Source organism: Pseudomonas paracarnis (assembly GCF_904063055.1).
In the GTDB taxonomy this organism is placed as follows: Bacteria; Pseudomonadota; Gammaproteobacteria; order Pseudomonadales; family Pseudomonadaceae; genus Aquipseudomonas; species Aquipseudomonas paracarnis.
This window is the reverse complement of record NZ_CAJFCN010000001.1, coordinates 702,893-721,454: the sequence shown is the minus strand read 5'-3', so window position 1 is coordinate 721,454 and position 18,562 is coordinate 702,893. Positions and strand designations below refer to the sequence as shown.

The 18,562-nt window shown below is 61.6% G+C and carries 20 protein-coding genes and 1 tRNA gene; 18 read left to right on the top strand and 3 right to left on the bottom strand.

The window, feature by feature from the left end:
- Nucleotides 1-11: 11 nt before the first annotated feature.
- From JMV15_RS03280 to JMV15_RS03270, 3 genes are read left to right on the top strand one after another with little or no spacing between them, the layout of a single operon-like run.
- A complete protein-coding gene (locus JMV15_RS03280; RefSeq protein WP_019818488.1) occupies nt 12-470 on the top strand; it encodes a tripartite tricarboxylate transporter TctB family protein in 459 nt (152 codons plus the stop codon).
- Between the two features lies 1 nt (nt 471).
- Entirely contained in the window at nt 472-1,986 is a 1,515-nt protein-coding gene (locus JMV15_RS03275; protein WP_014717355.1) for a tripartite tricarboxylate transporter permease, read from the top strand.
- Nucleotides 1,979-3,016, top strand: coding sequence for an AbrB family transcriptional regulator (locus tag JMV15_RS03270; protein WP_014717354.1), 1,038 nt, complete (start codon nt 1,979-1,981; stop codon nt 3,014-3,016). The genes JMV15_RS03275 and JMV15_RS03270 overlap by 8 nt, the downstream gene beginning before the upstream one ends.
- Nucleotides 3,017-3,045: 29 nt before the next feature.
- Here JMV15_RS03270 and ung read toward each other — a convergent pair whose 3' ends face one another.
- Complete coding sequence (gene ung, locus JMV15_RS03265) at nt 3,046-3,738, bottom strand: uracil-DNA glycosylase (RefSeq protein WP_020301023.1); 693 nt, start codon at nt 3,736-3,738, stop codon at nt 3,046-3,048.
- A 136-nt stretch (nt 3,739-3,874) separates the two neighbouring features.
- Here ung and JMV15_RS03260 point away from each other — a divergent pair, with 136 nt between their 5' ends.
- The gene (locus tag JMV15_RS03260) at nt 3,875-4,987 is read left to right on the top strand and encodes an enoyl-CoA hydratase/isomerase family protein (RefSeq protein ID WP_020301022.1); all 1,113 of its coding nucleotides are present in this window, start codon (nt 3,875-3,877) and stop codon (nt 4,985-4,987) included.
- On the opposite strand, the gene JMV15_RS03255 is transcribed toward JMV15_RS03260, so the two are convergent.
- Entirely contained in the window at nt 4,973-5,428 is a 456-nt protein-coding gene (locus tag JMV15_RS03255; protein WP_069868315.1) for a DUF3757 domain-containing protein, read from the bottom strand. The two genes, JMV15_RS03260 and JMV15_RS03255, sit on opposite strands and share 15 nt — an antisense overlap.
- 157 nt (nt 5,429-5,585) lie before the next feature.
- Nucleotides 5,586-5,945: a hypothetical protein gene (locus JMV15_RS03250; protein WP_019818497.1), complete on the bottom strand. Its 360-nt coding sequence runs from the start codon at nt 5,943-5,945 to the stop codon at nt 5,586-5,588.
- Between the two features lie 244 nt (nt 5,946-6,189).
- Here JMV15_RS03250 and JMV15_RS03245 point away from each other — a divergent pair, with 244 nt between their 5' ends.
- The 14 genes from JMV15_RS03245 to JMV15_RS03180 all read left to right on the top strand — a co-directional run bounded on the left by JMV15_RS03245 (nt 6,190) and on the right by JMV15_RS03180 (nt 18,518).
- Nucleotides 6,190-6,402: a cysteine-rich CWC family protein gene (locus JMV15_RS03245; protein WP_019818502.1), complete on the top strand. Its 213-nt coding sequence runs from the start codon at nt 6,190-6,192 to the stop codon at nt 6,400-6,402.
- Complete coding sequence (locus JMV15_RS03240) at nt 6,392-7,084, top strand: pseudouridine synthase (protein ID WP_014717350.1); 693 nt, start codon at nt 6,392-6,394, stop codon at nt 7,082-7,084. The genes JMV15_RS03245 and JMV15_RS03240 overlap by 11 nt, the downstream gene beginning before the upstream one ends.
- A gap of 304 nt (nt 7,085-7,388) precedes the next feature.
- Nucleotides 7,389-8,273, top strand: coding sequence for an alpha/beta fold hydrolase (locus tag JMV15_RS03235; protein WP_032903200.1), 885 nt, complete (start codon nt 7,389-7,391; stop codon nt 8,271-8,273).
- 113 nt (nt 8,274-8,386) lie between these two features.
- A tRNA-Gly gene (locus JMV15_RS03230) sits at nt 8,387-8,460 on the top strand.
- Between the two features lie 241 nt (nt 8,461-8,701).
- The gene (locus tag JMV15_RS03225; RefSeq protein ID WP_008264493.1) at nt 8,702-10,630 is read left to right on the top strand and encodes a tyrosine-type recombinase/integrase; all 1,929 of its coding nucleotides are present in this window, start codon (nt 8,702-8,704) and stop codon (nt 10,628-10,630) included.
- Between the two features lie 564 nt (nt 10,631-11,194).
- The gene (locus JMV15_RS03220) at nt 11,195-11,950 is read left to right on the top strand and encodes a hypothetical protein (protein ID WP_008265643.1); all 756 of its coding nucleotides are present in this window, start codon (nt 11,195-11,197) and stop codon (nt 11,948-11,950) included.
- A gap of 118 nt (nt 11,951-12,068) precedes the next feature.
- On the top strand, nt 12,069-12,281 hold the full coding sequence (locus JMV15_RS03215) for an AlpA family transcriptional regulator (RefSeq protein ID WP_201491267.1): 213 nt from the start codon (nt 12,069-12,071) through the stop codon (nt 12,279-12,281).
- A gap of 42 nt (nt 12,282-12,323) precedes the next feature.
- A complete protein-coding gene (locus tag JMV15_RS03210; protein ID WP_008268124.1) occupies nt 12,324-13,199 on the top strand; it encodes a ParA family protein in 876 nt (291 codons plus the stop codon).
- Nucleotides 13,183-13,431 carry a type II toxin-antitoxin system HicA family toxin gene (locus JMV15_RS03205; RefSeq protein WP_201491266.1) on the top strand — a complete coding sequence of 83 codons (249 nt, stop codon included), beginning with the start codon at nt 13,183-13,185 and terminating at the stop codon, nt 13,429-13,431. Before JMV15_RS03210 ends, JMV15_RS03205 begins: the two co-directional genes overlap by 17 nt.
- Nucleotides 13,424-15,052, top strand: coding sequence for a ParB family protein (locus JMV15_RS03200; RefSeq protein ID WP_014603610.1), 1,629 nt, complete (start codon nt 13,424-13,426; stop codon nt 15,050-15,052). The genes JMV15_RS03205 and JMV15_RS03200 overlap by 8 nt, the downstream gene beginning before the upstream one ends.
- A gap of 15 nt (nt 15,053-15,067) precedes the next feature.
- Nucleotides 15,068-15,628 carry a DUF2857 domain-containing protein gene (locus tag JMV15_RS03195; protein ID WP_008267477.1) on the top strand — a complete coding sequence of 187 codons (561 nt, stop codon included), beginning with the start codon at nt 15,068-15,070 and terminating at the stop codon, nt 15,626-15,628.
- Nucleotides 15,629-15,631: 3 nt separating this feature from the next.
- Nucleotides 15,632-16,876 (top strand): STY4528 family pathogenicity island replication protein, encoded by a 1,245-nt coding sequence (locus JMV15_RS03190; RefSeq protein WP_033940508.1) that lies wholly within the window; start codon nt 15,632-15,634, stop codon nt 16,874-16,876.
- A 317-nt stretch (nt 16,877-17,193) separates the two neighbouring features.
- On the top strand, nt 17,194-17,994 hold the full coding sequence (locus JMV15_RS03185; RefSeq protein ID WP_008267528.1) for a PFL_4669 family integrating conjugative element protein: 801 nt from the start codon (nt 17,194-17,196) through the stop codon (nt 17,992-17,994).
- Complete coding sequence (locus tag JMV15_RS03180; RefSeq protein ID WP_008268255.1) at nt 17,991-18,518, top strand: DUF3158 family protein; 528 nt, start codon at nt 17,991-17,993, stop codon at nt 18,516-18,518. Before JMV15_RS03185 ends, JMV15_RS03180 begins: the two co-directional genes overlap by 4 nt.
- Nucleotides 18,519-18,562 lie beyond the last annotated feature (44 nt).

Genomic DNA, 18,562 nt, shown 5'->3' with positions numbered 1-18,562 from the left:
TGGAGTTTTCTATGCTCTTACAACGCATTTTCGCTGCCGCGCTGTTACTGGCCTGTATCGGCCTGGCGCTCATGGCCTGGCCGTATCAGGCGGCCTTTTCCTACGAACCTGTAGGGCCCAGGGCCTTTCCCCTGCTGCTGCTCGGGCTGATGGGCCTGGCGCTCATCTACATGATGATTCGCCCGCAGGCGACCAAACACACCGACGATGAACCCGCGCTGGATCAACCCACGTTGATCAAGATCGGCATCTGTGTGGCCCTGCTGCTGGTGTTTGCCGGCACATTCGAATCCTTGGGTTTCATTCTCAGCAGCATGCTGATCGGTATTCCGATGGCACGGCTGTACGGCGGCCGCTGGTTGCCCAGCGTGGTGATCATCACCTTGATGAGCGTCGGTCTTTATCTGCTGTTCGATAAAACCATGGACGTACCGTTGCCCCTCGGCCTGCTCGACGTTCTGGAGAACTGACATGGATACTTTTGGCTATTTGGGCCAGGGTTTCGGCGTTGCGCTGAGCCCCTATAACCTGGTGACCGCGTTGTGCGGCACCCTGATTGGCACCGTGGTCGGCCTGTTGCCGGGCCTGGGCCCGATCAACGGCGTGGCACTGTTGATCCCCATCGCCTTTGCTCTGGGCTTGCCGCCAGAGTCGGCGCTGATCCTGCTGGCAGCCGTGTACCTGGGCTGCGAATACGGTGGCCGCATCAGTTCGATTTTGCTGAACATCCCGGGCGAAGCGTCCACCGTGATGACCACCCTCGACGGTTACCCGATGGCCCGCAAAGGCCTGGCCGGCGTGGCACTGTCGTTGTCGGCCTGGAGTTCGTTCATTGGGGCGTTTATCGCCACCTGCGGCATGGTGCTGTTCGCCCCGCTGCTGGCCAAGTGGGCAATTGCGTTCGGCCCGGCGGAATATTTTGTCTTAATGGTGTTTGCGATTGTCTGCCTGGGCGGCATGGCCGGTGACAAACCACTGAAGACTTTTGTTGCGGCGCTGATCGGCTTGTTCCTTTCCTGCGTGGGCATCGACGCCAACAGCGGTGTGTACCGCTTTACCGGCGACAATATTCACCTGACCGATGGCATCCAGTTCGTGGTGTTGGTACTCGGCCTGTTCTCCATCAGCGAGATTCTCCTGCTGCTGGAAAAAACCCACCGTGGCCAGGAAGCAGTGAAAGCCACCGGGCGCATGATGTTCAACGTCAAGGAAGCCTTATCGGTACTGACCGTGAACCTTCGTTGCGGCGTATCGGGTTTTATCATCGGCGTATTGCCGGGTGCGGGTGCGACCATGGCCTCGGCCGTTGCCTACATGACCGAGAAACGCATCGCAGGCGCCAGCGGCAAGTTCGGCCAAGGCGACATGCGCGGCCTGGCCGCTCCTGAAACCGCCATTGGCGCATCGGTCTGCGGCGCCATGGTGCCGATGCTGACCCTCGGCGTTCCTGGCTCCGGCACCACAGCGGTGATGATCGGCGCCCTGTCGCTGTACAACATCACTCCCGGCCCACTGCTGTTCCAACAGCAACCGGACATTGTCTGGGGCCTGATCGCCTCGTTGTTCATCGCCAACATCATGCTGGTCGTGCTCAACATCCCGATGATCCGCATCTTCACCCGTATCCTCGCCGTGCCGAACTGGGCGCTGGTGCCGGTGATCGCCATCATCACCGCGATTGGCGTGTACGCCGTGCATGCCACCACCTTCGATCTGTTCCTGATGATCGCCATCGGCATCTTCGGCTACATCCTGCGCAAGCTGGACTTCCCGCTGTCGCCGCTGCTGCTGGGCTTTATCCTCGGCGGTTTGATGGAGCAGAACCTGCGCCGTGCGCTGTCGATCTCCAACGGTGCGCTGGAAATCCTGTGGTCGAGCCCGATCACCTTTGGCGTCTGGGTGCTGACCGCAATCATGCTGCTTGTACCGCTGCTGCGTATCTGGCGTAAACGCGTGCAACAGCGTCGTGCCCTGGCCGATGTCTGAGGTCACCTTTAAACATTGGTGGGGAACACCGCTGGTCGGCCTGGCCGGCGGTTACCTGGCCAGCCTGGTGGGCTGGCCGTTGCCGTACATGGTCGGCTCGTTGCTGGCGATTATCCTGGTGCGTTGCCTCACGCCCTGGCAGTTGGCGGAGATTCCCGGCGGGCGCAAATGCGGCCAATGGGTGGTGGGCATCGGCATTGGCCTGCACTTCACCCCACTGGTGATCGAGCAGGTGATGAGCCACTTCGGCCTGATCTTCTTCGGTGCACTGGTCACCAGCTTGTCGAGTGTGGTCGGCGTGTGGTTGATGCGCCGCAGCGGGGAAGACCGCGCCACGGCGTTTTTCTCCAGCATGCCGGGCGGTTCCGGGGAGATGGTCAACCTGGGCGCTCGCAACGGCGCGGTGCTCAGCCGGGTTGCGGCCGGGCAGAGTTTGCGTGTGCTGGTGGTGGTGTTGTGTGTGCCGGCGATCTTCAAGTATTTGCTCGGAGGCGGCGCACCGCAGTTTCACCCGGCGCCGGTGGACTGGGCGTGGCTGGCCCTGCTGTTTCCGGTGGGTGCGCTGGTTGCCTGGGGCTGGCAACGCTTGCGCCAACCCAACCCTTGGCTGTTCGGGCCATTGTTGGTGAGTGCGATTGCCAGTGTGACCTGGGATTTACACATTGGCCTGCCCGACGGCGGCAGCCAGATCGGCCAATGGTTGATCGGCAGCGGGTTGGGCTGCCACTTCAATCGGCAGTTCTTCCGTCGCGCGCCCTCATTCATGGGCCGCACTTTGATTGGCACGGCATTGACCATGCTGCTGGCGACGTTAGCGGCGGTGGGCTTGAGCGCCCTCACTCACCTCGACCTGCGATCACTGACCCTGGGCATGATGCCAGGCGGTATCGCTGAGATGAGCCTGACAGCTGAAACCCTGCAGCTGTCGGTGCCCTTGGTGACGGCGATGCAGGTGATGCGCTTGTTGTTCGTGCTGTTCTTGGCCGAGCCTTTGTTTCGGCACTGGAACCGTCAGCCCGCCCCCCTCTAAAACCTCCCACATGTTGAATGTGCCAGGCCTCAGACGGGTGGCAAACGCCACTCGATGGGGGCCTCGCCATTCTGCTCGAGAAACTTGTTGGCCCGGCTGAAATGCCCGCAGCCCAGAAACCCGCGATACGCCGACAACGGCGAAGGATGCACCGAGGTCAGCACCAGATGCTTGGTGGCGTCGATGAGCTTCTGCTTGCTTTGAGCATGGGCGCCCCACAGCAGGAACACCAGGTGCGGCTGATGCTCGCTGACTACCTCGATAATCCGATCGGTAAAGAACTGCCAACCCTTGCCCGCATGGGCGTTGGCGTTGGCGCGCTCCACGGTCATGGTGGTGTTGAGCATCAGCACGCCCTGGTCGGCCCAGCTTTGCAGGTAGCCGTGGTTGGGGATGTCGATGTTCAGGTCGCGCTTGAGCTCTTTATAGATATTGACCAGCGACGGCGGCGCCGGCACGCCCGGTTGCACCGAGAAACACAGGCCATGGGCCTGGCCAGGGCCGTGGTAGGGGTCCTGGCCGAGGATCACGACCTTGACCTTGTCCAGCGGTGTTGAATTGAGTGCGTTGAAAATCAATGGGCCGGGCGGGTAGATCTCTTTGCCTGCGGCATGTTCCTGGCGCAGAAACTCGCGCAATTGCGCCATGTAAGGCTTCTCGAACTCCTCACGCAGAGCGTGTTTCCAGCTGGGTTCGAGTTTGATACGGTCGCCATCGGTCATAGTTGAATTGTCTTGTAAAAAAGAATGAGGCGAACCCTAGGAAAGCCGACCCCGCTTGTCAATTGATCTGACACAGCACCGGCACTTTCCCACGAAGGGATCATACTCATCCTTCACCTTCTCGATTGAGGTCACGATGAACCTGCATTTCGAAGAACTGACCGGCAGTGGCGGCGCTCGCATCGGTATCGCCAGCCTGGACGCGCCAAAGTCCCTTAACGCCCTCTCCCTGCCAATGATTCTGGCCCTGGATGAGCGCATGGAGGCCTGGGCCAAAGACCCGCAGATCGTCTGCGTGCTGCTACGCGGTAACGGTCCCAAAGCCTTTTGCGCCGGTGGCGAAGTGCGCAGCCTGGCTCAGGCTTGCCGTGAGCAGCCCGGCGAAGTTCCGGCTCTGGCCGCGCAGTTTTTTGCCGCTGAATATCGCCTTGACTACCGCCTGCACACCTACCCAAAGCCGTTGATCTGCTGGGGCCACGGTTATGTATTGGGCGGTGGCATGGGCCTGTTGCAAAGCGCCGCCGTGCGTATCGTTACGCCAAGCAGTCGTTTGGCCATGCCCGAGATCAGCATTGGCTTGTACCCGGATGTGGGGGCCAGTTGGTTCTTGTCCCGCTTGCCGGGTAAGCTCGGCCTGTTCCTGGGCCTCACCGGCGCCCATATCAACGGTCGCGACGCGCTGGACTTGGGCCTGGCAGACCGTTTTCTGCGTGATGACCAGCAAGACGAATTGCTCGATGGCCTGCTGCAGCTGAACTGGCAGGAACAGAGCGCGATGCAACTCAACAGCTTGCTCAAGGCCCTGGCGCAGGAGGCGATCAGCGATCAACCCGACGCGCAATGGCTACCACGCCGCACACAGATCGACGAATGGCTGGATGTAGGAGATGTACGCTGTGCCTGGCGCGCCTTGAACCTGCTGCGCGACCACAGCGACCCGCTATTGAGCCGGGCCGGCAAAACCCTGAGTGAGGGCTGCCCACTGACGGCGCATCTGGTGTGGGAACAGCTCCAGCGCGCCCGCCACCTATCCCTGGCCCAGGTGTTCCAGATGGAATACACCCTGAGCCTCAACTGCTGCCGTCATCCGGAATTTGCCGAAGGGGTGCGGGCGCGCCTGATCGACAAAGACCAGGCGCCTCATTGGCACTGGCCGGATATCAACACACTCCCGGAAGCGGTGGTGCAGGCGCACTTTGACAAGGCCTGGGAAGGTAGAAATCCTCTGGCAGATTTATCTGACTACTGACAGGTCTGTACGTTTGTCGTTGACCTTGAACTTGCAATTGTCCGGTTGGCTGTCCACGCACGTATACACCGGCAACTCGAACGCATCGGGCTGCAGCTTCCAATACAAGGAGCTGGTCAACGACATGTTGATAATCTCATTGCCCCTGCTTGGCCTCAACGCTACTACTACCCCGCTCCAGTTGGTGCGGTAGATGCACTTGTCCATGTAGCCGTTTCCTCTCTCCTCGCCGTCGCCCGGCATGAAGACTGCGCCAATGAACCCGTCGACAACACCACGCGACGCGACCTTCGGACTTTGCCAGCGCAGGCCGTTGTCTTGGGCGCGATAATGGCCATCGGCGTACACGATCTGCGACGGATAAGGACAGCCTTGCTCCGCACTTGCCGATGCAATGAAGCAGTTCATCAGCAGGAGCACGCAAATCAATTGTTTGAACATAGGGATTCCATCTGCTCAGTCTCACCACGCAAAAGCACAAGGCTTCTCGTTAGTGAAGTACAGCTAGCGCCTCAAAGATAGCTGTTAAATCTGACAGTACGGACATACGGTACCTATAAAAAACGGCGCATGATGCGCCGCTTGTTTTTCAAGATATTTAACGGTGACCGCCGCGACCACCTCCGTGGTCGGAACCGCGTCCACGCCCGCCATTACCCCAGCGGTCGCCCCACCCCTGGTTGGGGTAGGGTCGGTAGCCGGCGCGAGGGTAATAGCGCGGGGCTGGTTGGTAGTAGCGCGGCGCCGAATAGTAGCGAGGCTGTGGCGCATAGTAGCGAGGCGCTGGCGCGTAATAGCTGCGCCCAGAAGGGTAATAACGCGGGCCGCCGTAGTAATAGGCTGGCGCCGGCGCGGTGTAGACCTCGGAGCGATAGTAGGTGGCGCCTCCATCGTAATAGGGCACGCAGGCTGAAAGGGTCAGGCCGAGCAAAGCGATGAGCAGCAGTCGTCGATACATGGCGGCCTCCTGGACCGCGGAAGAGCTCCTCCAGCGACGCTGGCGAGCGGCATTCAGCTTTCACTGAATGACGAAACATCTGACATCAAAAACCGAATCTGGTGCGTTCGCGACACAAGTGGAAACATCTGTTTCAGACGAAGTGAAGGTCTGCCAAAAACCCATGATGATGGAATGCCGCCCAGCCGCGCTGTATCGTGCAACAACTACCGCTGTCCTACCCGATGCCTGCCTGAACCGACCCATGACCACACCGACCCTATGCCCCGCCTGCGGTGCCCGCAACGACTGCTCCCTGGCCGATCCGCGCACGGCCGATCAAGCCTGCTGGTGCTACAGCGTCATCATCGACCCGGCGGTGCTTGAAGCCCTGCCGGATGAGGTGCGCAATAAAGCCTGCCTGTGCCCACGCTGCGCCCAAGTGGACGAACAGTTGCGTAACCGCCATGCGCGTTGATCGCTTCCTAAGCAACCTGCCACAGTTCAATCGTAAACAAGTGCGCTTGTTGCTGGTGGAGCGCCGGGTGACCGTCGAGGGTGTTGCAGTCAGCGATCCGCACCATGACGTACGTGAGTTCAGCCAGGTTTGCGTTGACGGTGAAATTCTGCAAGCGGGCAAGCCGGCACGCTATTTCATGCTGCACAAACCCCAGGGCTGCGTCAGCGCCACGTCGGACCCGCAACACTCCACGGTCCTGGACCTGCTGCACGAACCGGACAAAGCCGACCTGCATATCGCCGGGCGCCTGGATTTCAACACCACGGGCCTGATGCTGATCACCAACGATGGCCAATGGTCACGGCGCCTCACGCAACCACAGACCAAGTTGCCCAAGGTGTACCACGTGCAAACCGAACAGGACATCGGCCCGCAGTATGCGATGACGTTCGCGGCAGGGGTGTATTTCGCCTTTGAAGATCTCACTACCCAACCTGCCAAACTTGAACGGCTGGGCCCAAGAACGGCCCGGTTGAGCATCGTCGAAGGCCGCTATCACCAGGTGAAGCGCATGTTCGGGCATTTTGATAACAAGGTAATCGGCCTGCACCGCGAGCGAATGGGCCCCTTGGTGCTGGATACCTCGCTTGCGCCGGGTCAGTATCGGCCACTGACTGACGACGAGATCCGACTAATCTGACGACCGTTCAGCCGGTGATGGCAAAAAACCAACCGCTTACCTTGCGACCTGCCTTCGGTGCTGCTTGAATCAAGGCTTCAGCCAGATGATGACTGATGAGTCGCCCTATAACCTCCAAGAAACACCTGCCGCGCCCGTGCTTGATCGTCGGGCCCTCCCGGCAAACCGCCCGCCATAACAACACCCGCCGGCCAGCCGTCATCGGACCGACGTGAGCCTTCATTTTCCAGGCGTATGCCTACCTGTCATAAAGCACGTGCAAAGTGATTTGCGCGCACTACCCGCTTGCCAGGAGTCTTACGACATGAGGCCAGAAATCGCTGTGCTGGATATACAGGGTCAGTATCGGGTTTACACGGAGTTCTATCGCGCGGACGCGGCGGCAAAGACCATCGTCCTGGTCAACGGCTCCATGGCGACCACGGCGTCCTTCGCTCAAACCGTCAAAAGCCTGTACCCGCAATTCAATGTGGTGTTGTACGACCAGCCCTACGCTGGCCGTTCCAAAATCCATAACCGTCATGAGCAGATGCTCACCAAGGAAGTCGAAGGCCAGATCCTCCTGGAACTGCTCGACCACTTCGCAGCTGAATATGTGCTGTCCTTCTCCTGGGGCGGCGCCGCCACGTTGGTCGCCCTTGCACACCGGCCCCGTAGGATAGAAAAAGCCGTGATCAGCTCCTTCTCGCCGGTAATCAATGCGCCGATGCGCGACTACCTCGAACGAGGCGTCGACTACCTGGGCAACCTCGACCGCGACCGTGTCGGCCACTTGGTCAACAGCACCATTGGCAAGCACCTGCCTTCGCTGTTCAAACGCTTCAATTACCGCCATGTCAGCAGCCTGGCCGCACACGAATACGGGCAAATGCACTTCCACATCAGCCACGTGCTCAACAGCGACCGGCAGTGCTACCTCAAGGCGGCCAGGCAAATCGACATTCCGGTGCTGTTCTTGAACGGCGAGTGGGACGAATACACCAGCGCAGACGACGCCAAGCTGTTTGGCCAGCATGTGGCCAAGAGCTGCTTCAGCACCATCCAGGCAACGGGGCATTTCCTGGACATGGAACATAAAGCCGCGTGCCGCGATAGCCGTGAGGCCGTGGTGGGCTTCTTGAAAGGGCAGCGGCCCGCCAGCCCGTTGCGGTATAGCCAGGGCCAGGCGCAACATGCGTGGGCGCTTTGAGATCAAGCCTGACACTGTGGCGAGCATGCTCCCTCGCCACACGCAACTCTCACATTTTTCAAAGAAAAACTTCAAATCCAGCCGAACATCTGGTACAAAGTCAGCCGTTCTGAGCGGGTATAGTTTAATGGTAGAACAGTAGCTTCCCAAGCTTCCGACGAGGGTTCGATTCCCTCTACCCGCTCCACTTCGACTTTCCAGGGACTTCCACCGGAGTCCATAGAACGCCGTAAGTCATTGTCAGGATTGAGGATTTCCACCCAACCTCGATCCACTGACATCCAGCGAAATCCACTCCCAGCCGGTTCTAACTGGTACGTTGAGCGGTACATTGGCAATGCGGAGGTTCCCAAAACCGTATTGTTGCTGGAGGAGCCGGGGTTCCGTCGGGAACATGGCATCCAACTCGCTTCGCAGGAGTTGGGCTCATGCTTTCAGACCTCCAGGTTCGACAGGCCAAGGTGACCGGCAAGGCGTACTCGCTTGTCGATTTCGACGGTCTCTACTTCCACATCTCCGCCACCGGCTTCAAGGCCTGGCACTTCCGCTTCACTTGGGGCGGCAAGCGCGAGCGCATGTCCTTCGGCGGCTATCCCGCGCTTTCCCTGAAAGACGCTCGTAATCTGCGCGACGAGGCCCGGGCAATGCTGGCCAAGGGCATCAACCCGCATTCGGAGCGCAAGCGCAAGCGCCACGCCATCGTCCTGGCGGGCGAGCACACCTTCCAGGCCATCTACGACAAATGGCTGGCCCACCGCAGCCTCTCTCTGGAAAATGAGGGCCGCCAGAGCACGCCCAAACAGATCGGGCGCGTCTTCGCCAAGGATGTGTTTCCCGTATTGCGCCACCTGACCATCTATGACGTCACCCGCGCCCATCTGCTGGACATCATCGGCAGAGTGGAAAAGCGTGGCTCGCTGTCGGTCGCCGAGAAACTGCGCACCTGGTTCAGCCAGCTATTCACCTACGCCTCGGTGGTGGTGCCCAACATGGGCGACAACCCGGCCAAGGATTTGGATGTGGTGGCGATGCCGCTGCCGCCGGTCGAGAACAACCCCTTTTTGCGCATGCCCGAGCTGCCGGCCATGCTGCAGACGTTGCGCAAGTACAGCGGTCGCCTGAATACGCAACTGGGTCTACGTCTGCTGCTGCTCACGGGCGTGCGCACCGGTGAATTGCGCTACGCCACGCCCGATCAGTTCGATCTAGAACGCGGTCTGTGGATTATCCCGGTTGTCAGGCTCAAGCAACGCAAGCAACTCACCAAGAAGAAGCGCCAGCGCTTCGCCGACATCCCGCCATACATCGTGCCACTGTCGTTGCAGGCACAAGAAGTCGTTCGTCATCTGCTGGGAAATCTGAAGCCAGCGCAGGTCTATCTCATCCCCGGTGATTGGTGCCTGAAAAACCCTCTCAGCGAGAACACGCTCAATGGCGCGCTCAAGCGTATGGGATATGAAGACCAGCTCACTGGGCACGGCGTTCGCGCCACAATCTCGACCGCGCTCAATGAATTGGGCTATCCGCCCAAGTGGGTAGACGCCCAACTTTCGCATGCCGATCCGGATCGGATCAGCGCGACCTACAACCACGCCGAGTACGTCGAGCAGCGCCGCGTCATGATGCAGGACTGGGCCGACCGTCTGGACTTGTTCGAGCAGAATCAGGTCGAAGTTGCCAGCACACACCTGACCATCACGCTGCAGGGCCTGCCCACGATTGCCGGACAGGCGGCAGCGCAGCCGCCCGCCCTGAATCCAAACGCCCCTCAGTTGATCGTTGCGCCTGCACCGGATGCGCCAGCGGTTCCAGCTTCCGTCTATCGACTTTCGGCGGTGCATCTGCCCGAGTACGCGCGACCCACGCTGTCAGAGGTGCAGCGCGAGCGCTTGCAATTGCTGGAGATGTTCGAGGCGCCTCACAACCTATCAGTCGCCGATTACGCCAAGCTGGTTGGCAAGTCCCGCCGCTGGATCACTTACGAGATTCAGGCCGGCAATCTCCTGTCGATCCATCTGGGTCACCGTGGGCAGCGCGTCCCGGACTGGCAACTCGACCCCATCAAACGCAAGCTGATTCAGGCTGTCCTGAAGCTGGTGCCGCGCGGCATCGACACTTGGCACATCTATCACGCACTGCTGCGGCCATACGATGCCCTGGGCAAGTGTCCAGTCATCGAGGCAGTCGATCCGACCAACCTGCATCTTGCAGCTCGACTGGTCGCCGCACATGCCATAGAAACCGATGAGCTTGCAGAGCAATCGGAGGCGTCTCCGGTGCTGGCCAGGCAGACTGTAGAGCGCCTGGTAAAAACGGCAATGTTGGTTGATACGCCCGAAGATCTAGTCGCCCGTTGAGCTGAGGCCGGACGGCAGCACCGTCCGGTCAAGGTCAAAGCAGGGAACAAAGGTTGATCGCTTCGCATGACCAACCCTCCGTCTTCTGCGCGGCCAACTCGCAATGTTCAGTAGCAGGTAGCGTTTCGCGTCGAATCTGCGCCTGGCAGTCACCATGGGCGACTTCTCTGTGATGCTATCTCGCTATATCAGTATCCAGATCGGATATGACGCCAGCAGATTTCCGTTGCCAATCCCAAGCCCCGAGCAATAGATTCCGACCGCTCGCCGCTTTTTGAAACCGCTGGCGTATCAGACCATACCGATACGGTTTTGCGGGAGCCGCAACTTCTCACGATCCTGATAGCGCAAGCGTCACTGTCGAGCCGCGACGGACGCTCGATTTTCTTGTGCTCGATGGATTTTTGCACATCGAGCACACAACGCCTACTCGTTGCGCGAACTGATCAGAAGTAATCAAAAGCGGGTGTCATCACTCGCGTCTTGCGCGGACAACAGGCCGACCATGAGGACGGCTGCAAAAGCAGTCGGCCCTGTAGTTCTTCTCCTGGAAGGAGACGGAGCATGCACGAGAACAAAAATGATGCACCAACATCAAAGGTGTTCTACCGCCCGCTCGAAGCATCCATCCGCTGGGCCGGACTGCTGCGATACGAGCAGGTGATCCTGGCTTCGGTCTCGTCGCCTATGAATCTGCCGCAGTCGCTGGACTGCCCACGTTTGGGCGAACTGCGGCTGTACACCGACCGCATCTATGACGGCATCCTCAACGGGGAACTGCCCTTCGGGCAGCACGGCATCACGACGCGCGACACCGCGTTGATCGAATCGCCTGATCTGACGGTACGCCATGTCGATCTGAAGTGCTGGATGCGCCAGCACTACCCCGAGCAGCGGCCCGGCTTTCTCTTCTCCCGCGGCGAGCGCATCACCCATCCCTTCATCTCTCTGGAAACAGGGCAAGCCATGCTGGTCGAACGCCAGGCTTTGAAATCCGTCCTGGAACAGACCAAACGTCAGCTTCGCGAGTTGCAGGACAAGCATGACGCGCTGCTCAAGCAGCCCACGGTGATTCCGGCATGCGCGCAGTGTCCGATCAGTGATCGAGCCGAGGCCACCTACCTGAACATCGTTGGCGGCCTGTTGGAGCTGATGCTCGGCCAGTCGCCATCGGGCACGCCGTACTCCAGCTTCAAGACGCAGGAGGCCGTGGTCAGCGCGCTGGTCGCCCATCACAGCGGTGCCATGGGCATCGCGGAGCGGACATTGAACGGCAAGTTCGCCACCGCCAGGCGCCGGCTGCGTAGCACTTCCCTCTGAGATTTGCCAGCTTGTATGTGCAGTCGCGGAGATTGCATTTGCAATGTCTTTTCGCAGCCGTGTCTATTGAATAGAGGTCACGCCAACAAACGCCACTGAGCGTTCAGGAGTGACCGCCATGTCGCAAACACCTGTACTGCAGCCAAACGAGCGCCGCATCCTGCGCCTGGAAGAAGTCGAAGCGAAATCCGGTTTCAAGCGCGCCCACATCTACAACCTGATGAAGAAACGCCAGTTCCCGCAGGCGCTGCGTCTGGGCGTGCGCGCCGTGGGCTGGGATTCCAGCGAAATCGATCAGTGGATCGACGAGCGCGTCAACAACCGGGCCTGACCCGTCCTCCCGCGGACTTTCCATCCTCATACGGAGAACGCCATGCAGGTCGTATCCATCATTTCAACCAAAGGTGGGGTCGGCAAGACCACCACGGCTGCAAACCTGGGTGGTCTCGCTGCGGACGCCGGGCTGCGCGTGCTGCTGCTCGATCTCGATGTGCAGCCCACCTTGTCCTCCTACTACGAGCTGGCTCACCGCGCGCCGGGCGGTATCTATGAATTGCTGGCCTTCAACGAGCGCGACCTCGACCAGCTTGTGTCCCGCACGATCATCACGGGCCTGGACTTGGTGCTCTCCAACGACCACCGAGGCGAACTGAACACCTTGCTGCTGCACGCGCCAGACGGGCGCCTGCGGCTGCGGCATCTGCTTCCGGCGCTCAAACCCCTCTACGACCTGGTGCTGATCGACACCCAGGGCGCGCGCTCGGTACTGCTGGAGATGGCGGTGCTGGCCTCCGACCTCGCGCTGTCGCCAGTGACCCCAGAAATCCTCGCCGCCCGCGAGCTGCGGCGCGGCACCATGCAGTTGCTCGCGGACATTGCGCCGTACCGGCAGCTGGGCATCGAGCCGCCGCCGCTGCACCTGCTCATCAACCGCGTCCATCCGGTGTCCGCCAACGCCCGGCTGATCCAGCAGGCGCTGCGCGATCTGTTTCAAGACCATACCGACATCGGCGTGTTGGCCACCGACGTGCCGGCCATTGAGGCTTATCCGCGTGCCGCGACGCGCGGCCTACCGGTGCATCGGGTCGAGTACCGCCAGCCAGTGGGCAGAGTCGCTCCTGCCGCGCTCGCCACCATGCGCGATCTTGCTGGCGAATTGCTCCCGCAGTGGCAGGATCGATTTGCCGCAGTGTCCGGCCGTCCGCCACAGCCTCTTGATACCAGGAGGCCCCATGGCCAACGCACATGAACTGGCCCGAGGCCACAGCCGGCTGCGCGCCCTGATCGAGTTCGCCGTCGGCGAAGGCTGGCACGTCAAGCGCACGGGGGGCGGTCACCTCAAGTTCACCAAGGCAGGCTGCGCCGCGATCTACACCAGCTCGACGGCCAGCGATCACCGGGCAGCCCTCAACGCCCGTGCGCAGATCCGTCGCGCCGAGCGCGAGACCCGATCCCTAGCGCAGGGGGGCGGCCATGACTGAGATCACCTCCCAGCAGATGGCCGGCAAACTGCTCGCGTCCGGGTTCGAGCGCAGCGGCCCGTCAGCAACGACCTTGAGCGACCCGATCGCCGACACGCCCATGATCGTGACGCTCGACCAGTTGCGCCCCTACGACCACGACCCGCGCAAGAAGCGCAATCCGGTGTACGAGGAAATCAAGGCATCCATCCGCGAGCGTGGCCTGGACGCGGCTCCGGCCATCACCCGGCGGCCCGGCGACGATCACTACATCATCCGCAATGGCGGCAACACGCGACTGGCAATCCTGCGCGAACTCTGGTCGGAGACCAGGGACGAACGTTTTTTTCGGGTCTCATGCCTGTTCCGCCCATGGCCCGAGCGTGGCGAGATCGTCGCGCTCACCGGGCATCTTGCGGAAAACGAACTGCGCGGTGGCCTCACCTTCATCGAGCGCGCTTTGGGCGTCGAGAAAGCGCGCGAGTTCTACGAACTGGAAAGCGGCCCCACCCTGAGCCAATCCGAGCTGGCCCGCCGCCTGGCCGCCGACGGATACCCCGTGCAGCAGTCGCACATCAGCCGCATGGCCGACGCGGTACGCTACCTGCTGCCCGCAATCCCGACCGTGCTCTACGCCGGCCTGGGGCGTCACCAGGTCGAGCGGTTGTCGGTCATGCGCAAGGCCTGCGAGCGCACCTGGGAGCATTACGCCAAAGGCCGCTCACTGGTTCAGGGCTTCGACGAATTCTTTCAGGAAGTGCTGTCGCAATTCGATGTCCAGGCCGACGAGTTCTCTGCGCAGCGCATACAGGACGAGCTGATCGGCCAGATGACCGAATTGCTGGGTGTTGATTACGACGTGCTCGCTCTGGACATGACCGAATCCGAGAGCCGCCAGCGTGCCTTGGTCAGCGAGCCGACGTCGCCCCCGACGCCGCCTGCCTTGCCAGAGCCAGAGGCCATCGCGCGCCCGCCTGTCAATACCGCGCCACCCACCACGATGCCGACGGCAACTCCCTCGACGGGCGAGAGCGACGCGGATGCCAGTCATTCGGGCGCAGTCAGTTCGGCGGTATATGACGACCTGCTTCAGGAGCACATTGTCTCGCCGGCGCCGACAACCGAGCGGCTTGAGTCCATCCAGCGCATGGTCGCCGACCAGTTGGGCGATGCACTGCCGCACGATTTCTCGGCGAACGTCTTGCAGTCCATCCCGGTGCAGGCTGGCGGGCTCTATCCGATCTCGGATGTCTGGTACATCGCCCCCGGCCTGGACACACCCGAGCACCTGCGCATCCACGTCGCGCAGTTTGCCCGCGAGATTGCGGTCGAGGCAGACCTGGGCGAGTGCATCGATGACCGCCCAGACGGCATCGGCTTCGCCTGCCGTGCTCGCACCACAAACCCAGCGCCGCTGGGCCGTGCCGTCCATACGCTGTTGGCTTGCCTGGCCGGTCAGCAGCCCGCCGACGTCGGTCTGGACAACGGGCAAGTCATCATCGACCTGCCGGCGCTGCTGCACGGCCAGGGCGACGCAACCGGGCGATTGAGCGACACCGCGCTGGTCAAGCTGTTCCGCCTGCTGCGACTGGCCCGCCGCCTGCTCGATCTCGAAGCCGGCACTGCGGACTCTGGAACCTAAGCGAGGGAGGCCAGCATGTCCACAGCACACCCACTCAACCAGGCTGTCATCGCCCAGGCCCTCTATGACCTGCGCAATGGGCAACTGCGCCGCTGCAAACTGATGGGGTTTGGCGAGGCAGAGTTGGACGCCCTCAAGCATCCCGCGCTGATCAGCGTGCTGGCCAACGCCAACGTCTCCTGGTGCTCAGTGACGGTCAACCGCGAAGTGCTGCGGCGGCTGCTCCAGCAGGCGCAGGACGTGGAGAAGGAAATCGCCACAGTCGATCGCATGCTCAGGCTGGGCGCGAGCACGGAGATGGTCAGCAAGTTCTATGGCTTGACGCATCAGGAAGTAGCGCTTCGCCGTGAAATCCTCGGTCTGCCCAAGCGCAAGGGCCGACACCCCGTGCTGGACGAGGAGCAGGACACGGAGCTGTGGCGGCAATGGAAGGCCGTGACCAACAGCAGAACGGTCGATCTCGAAGACGAAACCTCCATCCTTGATGCCGCCATGGACTTGGCCGAAGGCATGTCGCTGCCTCTGTCGGTGGTCTGGGCCTCGATCAAGAGCTGGGTCGATCAGGGATTGGCTTGAGTCATGGCTGTGGACGACACCGTACCACGAGTCCGACGCCAAGGCCCCATCGCACTCGCAGAGCTGTTCGATGCTGCGCTGAAAGACCTTGTGCCCAAGCCCGCCCCCAGCGCACCTGCGTCTACACCTGCACAGTCGCCCACGCCCACCTCCGGCGATGCTTTCCTCTTCAGTGGCAACCGGCACGAGACGGTGCCACGCAAGTTGTTCCTCGACCGCCGCCTGACGCCGCTGGAACGAAACGCCTGGCAAGTGTTCCGGCTGATGCTCAACGACGACGGCGTGACCGCATTTCCCACCTACGAGCAGTTGCGGCCCTGGCTGGCGTCCATGCCCTGCGCAGGCCAGGCCTCGCATGAAACCGTGGCACGAGCGCTGACACTGATGCGCCTGACCCGCTGGCTGAGCCTGGTTCGGCGACGGCGTGACCCCAAGACCGGTCGCATCCTTGGCAATCTGTACGTGCTGCACGACGAACCCCTGACACCGTTCGAGGCCATGCAGCTCGACCCGGACTACCTGCAACTCGTCAGCCAGGCGCTCGGCCATTCTGCCAAGGCCGTGCAGATCGTGGGCCTGAACACGCTCAAGGAAATCGGTGAAGACCCATTACTGGCCGGACGCACCCTCCCGTCACGGTTGCAGGTGATGGCCGAACGTCTCGCCAACCAGGACCTCACGGCCAGCGATAGTTATCCACAGGAGGACGCCATTCACGATTCCGAAGAAGGGGCTCCGAGCCTTCTTCGGAATGGCGAACGACCCACTACGGATTCCGAAGCAGGGCTGAAACCCGCGCCAGACGTCTCTCTTCGGAATCCGAAGCAGGCCCGTACAGTACGTAGTAGTTGTATTAATGAAATACGTACTACTGCGCAGGCGCGCGCACTGGGCGATCTGCAATGGCCCAAGCGCTTTGCGCAACTGAAGGCGGAGCAGCAGGCGGGTGCCAAGGTGGCATTGCAGCAGGTTGATCCCTCGCTGAGGCAGGACGTGCTGGACGAATGGGCCGCGCGTTGTAGCAACCACGGCATCCGCAATCCCGCTGGGTATCTGTTCGGCATCATCCAGCGGGCCATCCACGGCGAGTTCAATGCCTGGACCAAGAAAGACCCGCCACCGGCACCCACTCAGCCAAACGAACGGCCACCACCCGCACCGCCACCCCAAACGCAGGGTAAGCCGGTGCCACCAGAAGTCGCCAGGCAGCACATCGAGCGGCTGCGAGATCTGCTCGCCAGCAAGTGAGCCGACCGACAAGGCGGTGAAGTGGACGCCCATGGATGCCAGTAGAGCTATCCCCTGGGGATAGTTCCACCGTTGGGGCGGATGCCGTGCAGTCGCAGGCCTCCCCTCGAACATCTGCCGCAGCATCGGTGTTGTCCGCCCTGATCCCGACGCGCAGCGTTCGCTGGCCCTGCATGGAGTTATCCCCTGGGGATAGCTCGCGCCGCAGGCGGCCACCACGCGCTGAACCGGGGTCTGGCTGGTTTCGGTTTGTTGACTGACTGCCTTCCGCTTCCTGCCGAAGCTGACCGCTCCTTTTCCCACAACGAGCGGACACCATGGCAACCAATGAACCTCTGCAACTGAATCTCGGCTCCCTGCGCAGCGCGATGTCGCTGACACTTCACACGCACCACGCTTCGCGCATCTGGCATGGCCGTGCCGCCGCCGAGGGGCGACCGGGCATCGTCGGCCTGAACGGCTACATCGCCCAAATGAACAAGATGCGGCGCGGTTCGGAGCAGGACGACCCGTACTCGGACTGGTGGATGCTGCGCATCGAAGTCAAGCTCGACCAGACCAAGACTACGCTGCAATCGCTGCGTGAGCAGGTGGATCAGGCGCTGGCGAGCGTGCCGCCGGCACTCAGCCTGGGCGAGAACCTCAACGTGCAGCCCGTCAAGTTGCCGCTGTTCGTCAATGCGCAGCTCGGCTTTGCCGCCGTCTATCTGCTGGCCGACTACGACGACATCGCCCGCAAACTGATCCTCGCCCACCACACGGCGCTCATCGACCGCAGCACCTTGGAGCGCTGGCTCAACGAGGGCGCCCATGCACTGCGCAGCCTGTTCTCGCTGGCCCAGCAATACCGCTATTCGGGCTGTACGCGCGACGACTTCGTGTCAAAGAACGCCGCAGCACGGGCGGCGTTGGAGAAATTCGGCGAACTGCCGCAGGACGTGCTGGAAGGCACGCTCCGCTCGAAGTTCGCGCCGCCCATCGTGCGCCGTGGCCTGCAACAGCGTGTCGAAAGTCCTGCTGCAGCGCCTGCCCCCAACGACGAGGCCGCCACCGACGAGCCCGCCACTGACGCAGCACCCGAAATCAGCGCCGGCGAGGTCGAGGGCGAGCAGGCATGAGCGATCCGAACCGCGAACCCCGCTACTTCCAGGGCCTGCAACAGGCAGCCTTCATGAAGCTGGAACACGCTGCCTCTCTAAAAGGCCTTTTAAAGCCTTTTAAGGGTAAGGGGGATCTTGAGGCCTGGGCCAGCCAGTGCTTCGCCATGCGCGACGAGCTGATTGGCTTGGCGCAGCGGCAGGTGCTGCAACAGGTAGTCGGGCATCCCTTCCACCTGCTGCCCGTCGACCTGGCCCAGCAGACCACTGGCGCAGGCACAGCGTTTTTGCGCTGGCGCAAGCACGACCGCTCAGCCATGGGCGTAGCCCTGTGGCAGGAATTGATGGCGAGCACCGGCACGCCGGTCAACCTGCTGGCCGAGCTGCACGCGATCGAGCTTCAGCGCATCACGCTGAACATGCAGATCAGCCTGTTGCACACCCTGGGCAGGCAGGCCCAGGAGTGCGCCAGCAAGGCCGCCAAGGCGGAAGACGCCTACCTGCGCCGGATCGCATCCATTCCCGCTGCGATGCGCGATCGGTGATTGCGTCAATCATTCCAGCAAGCGCCCGGCACCGACGCAGCACG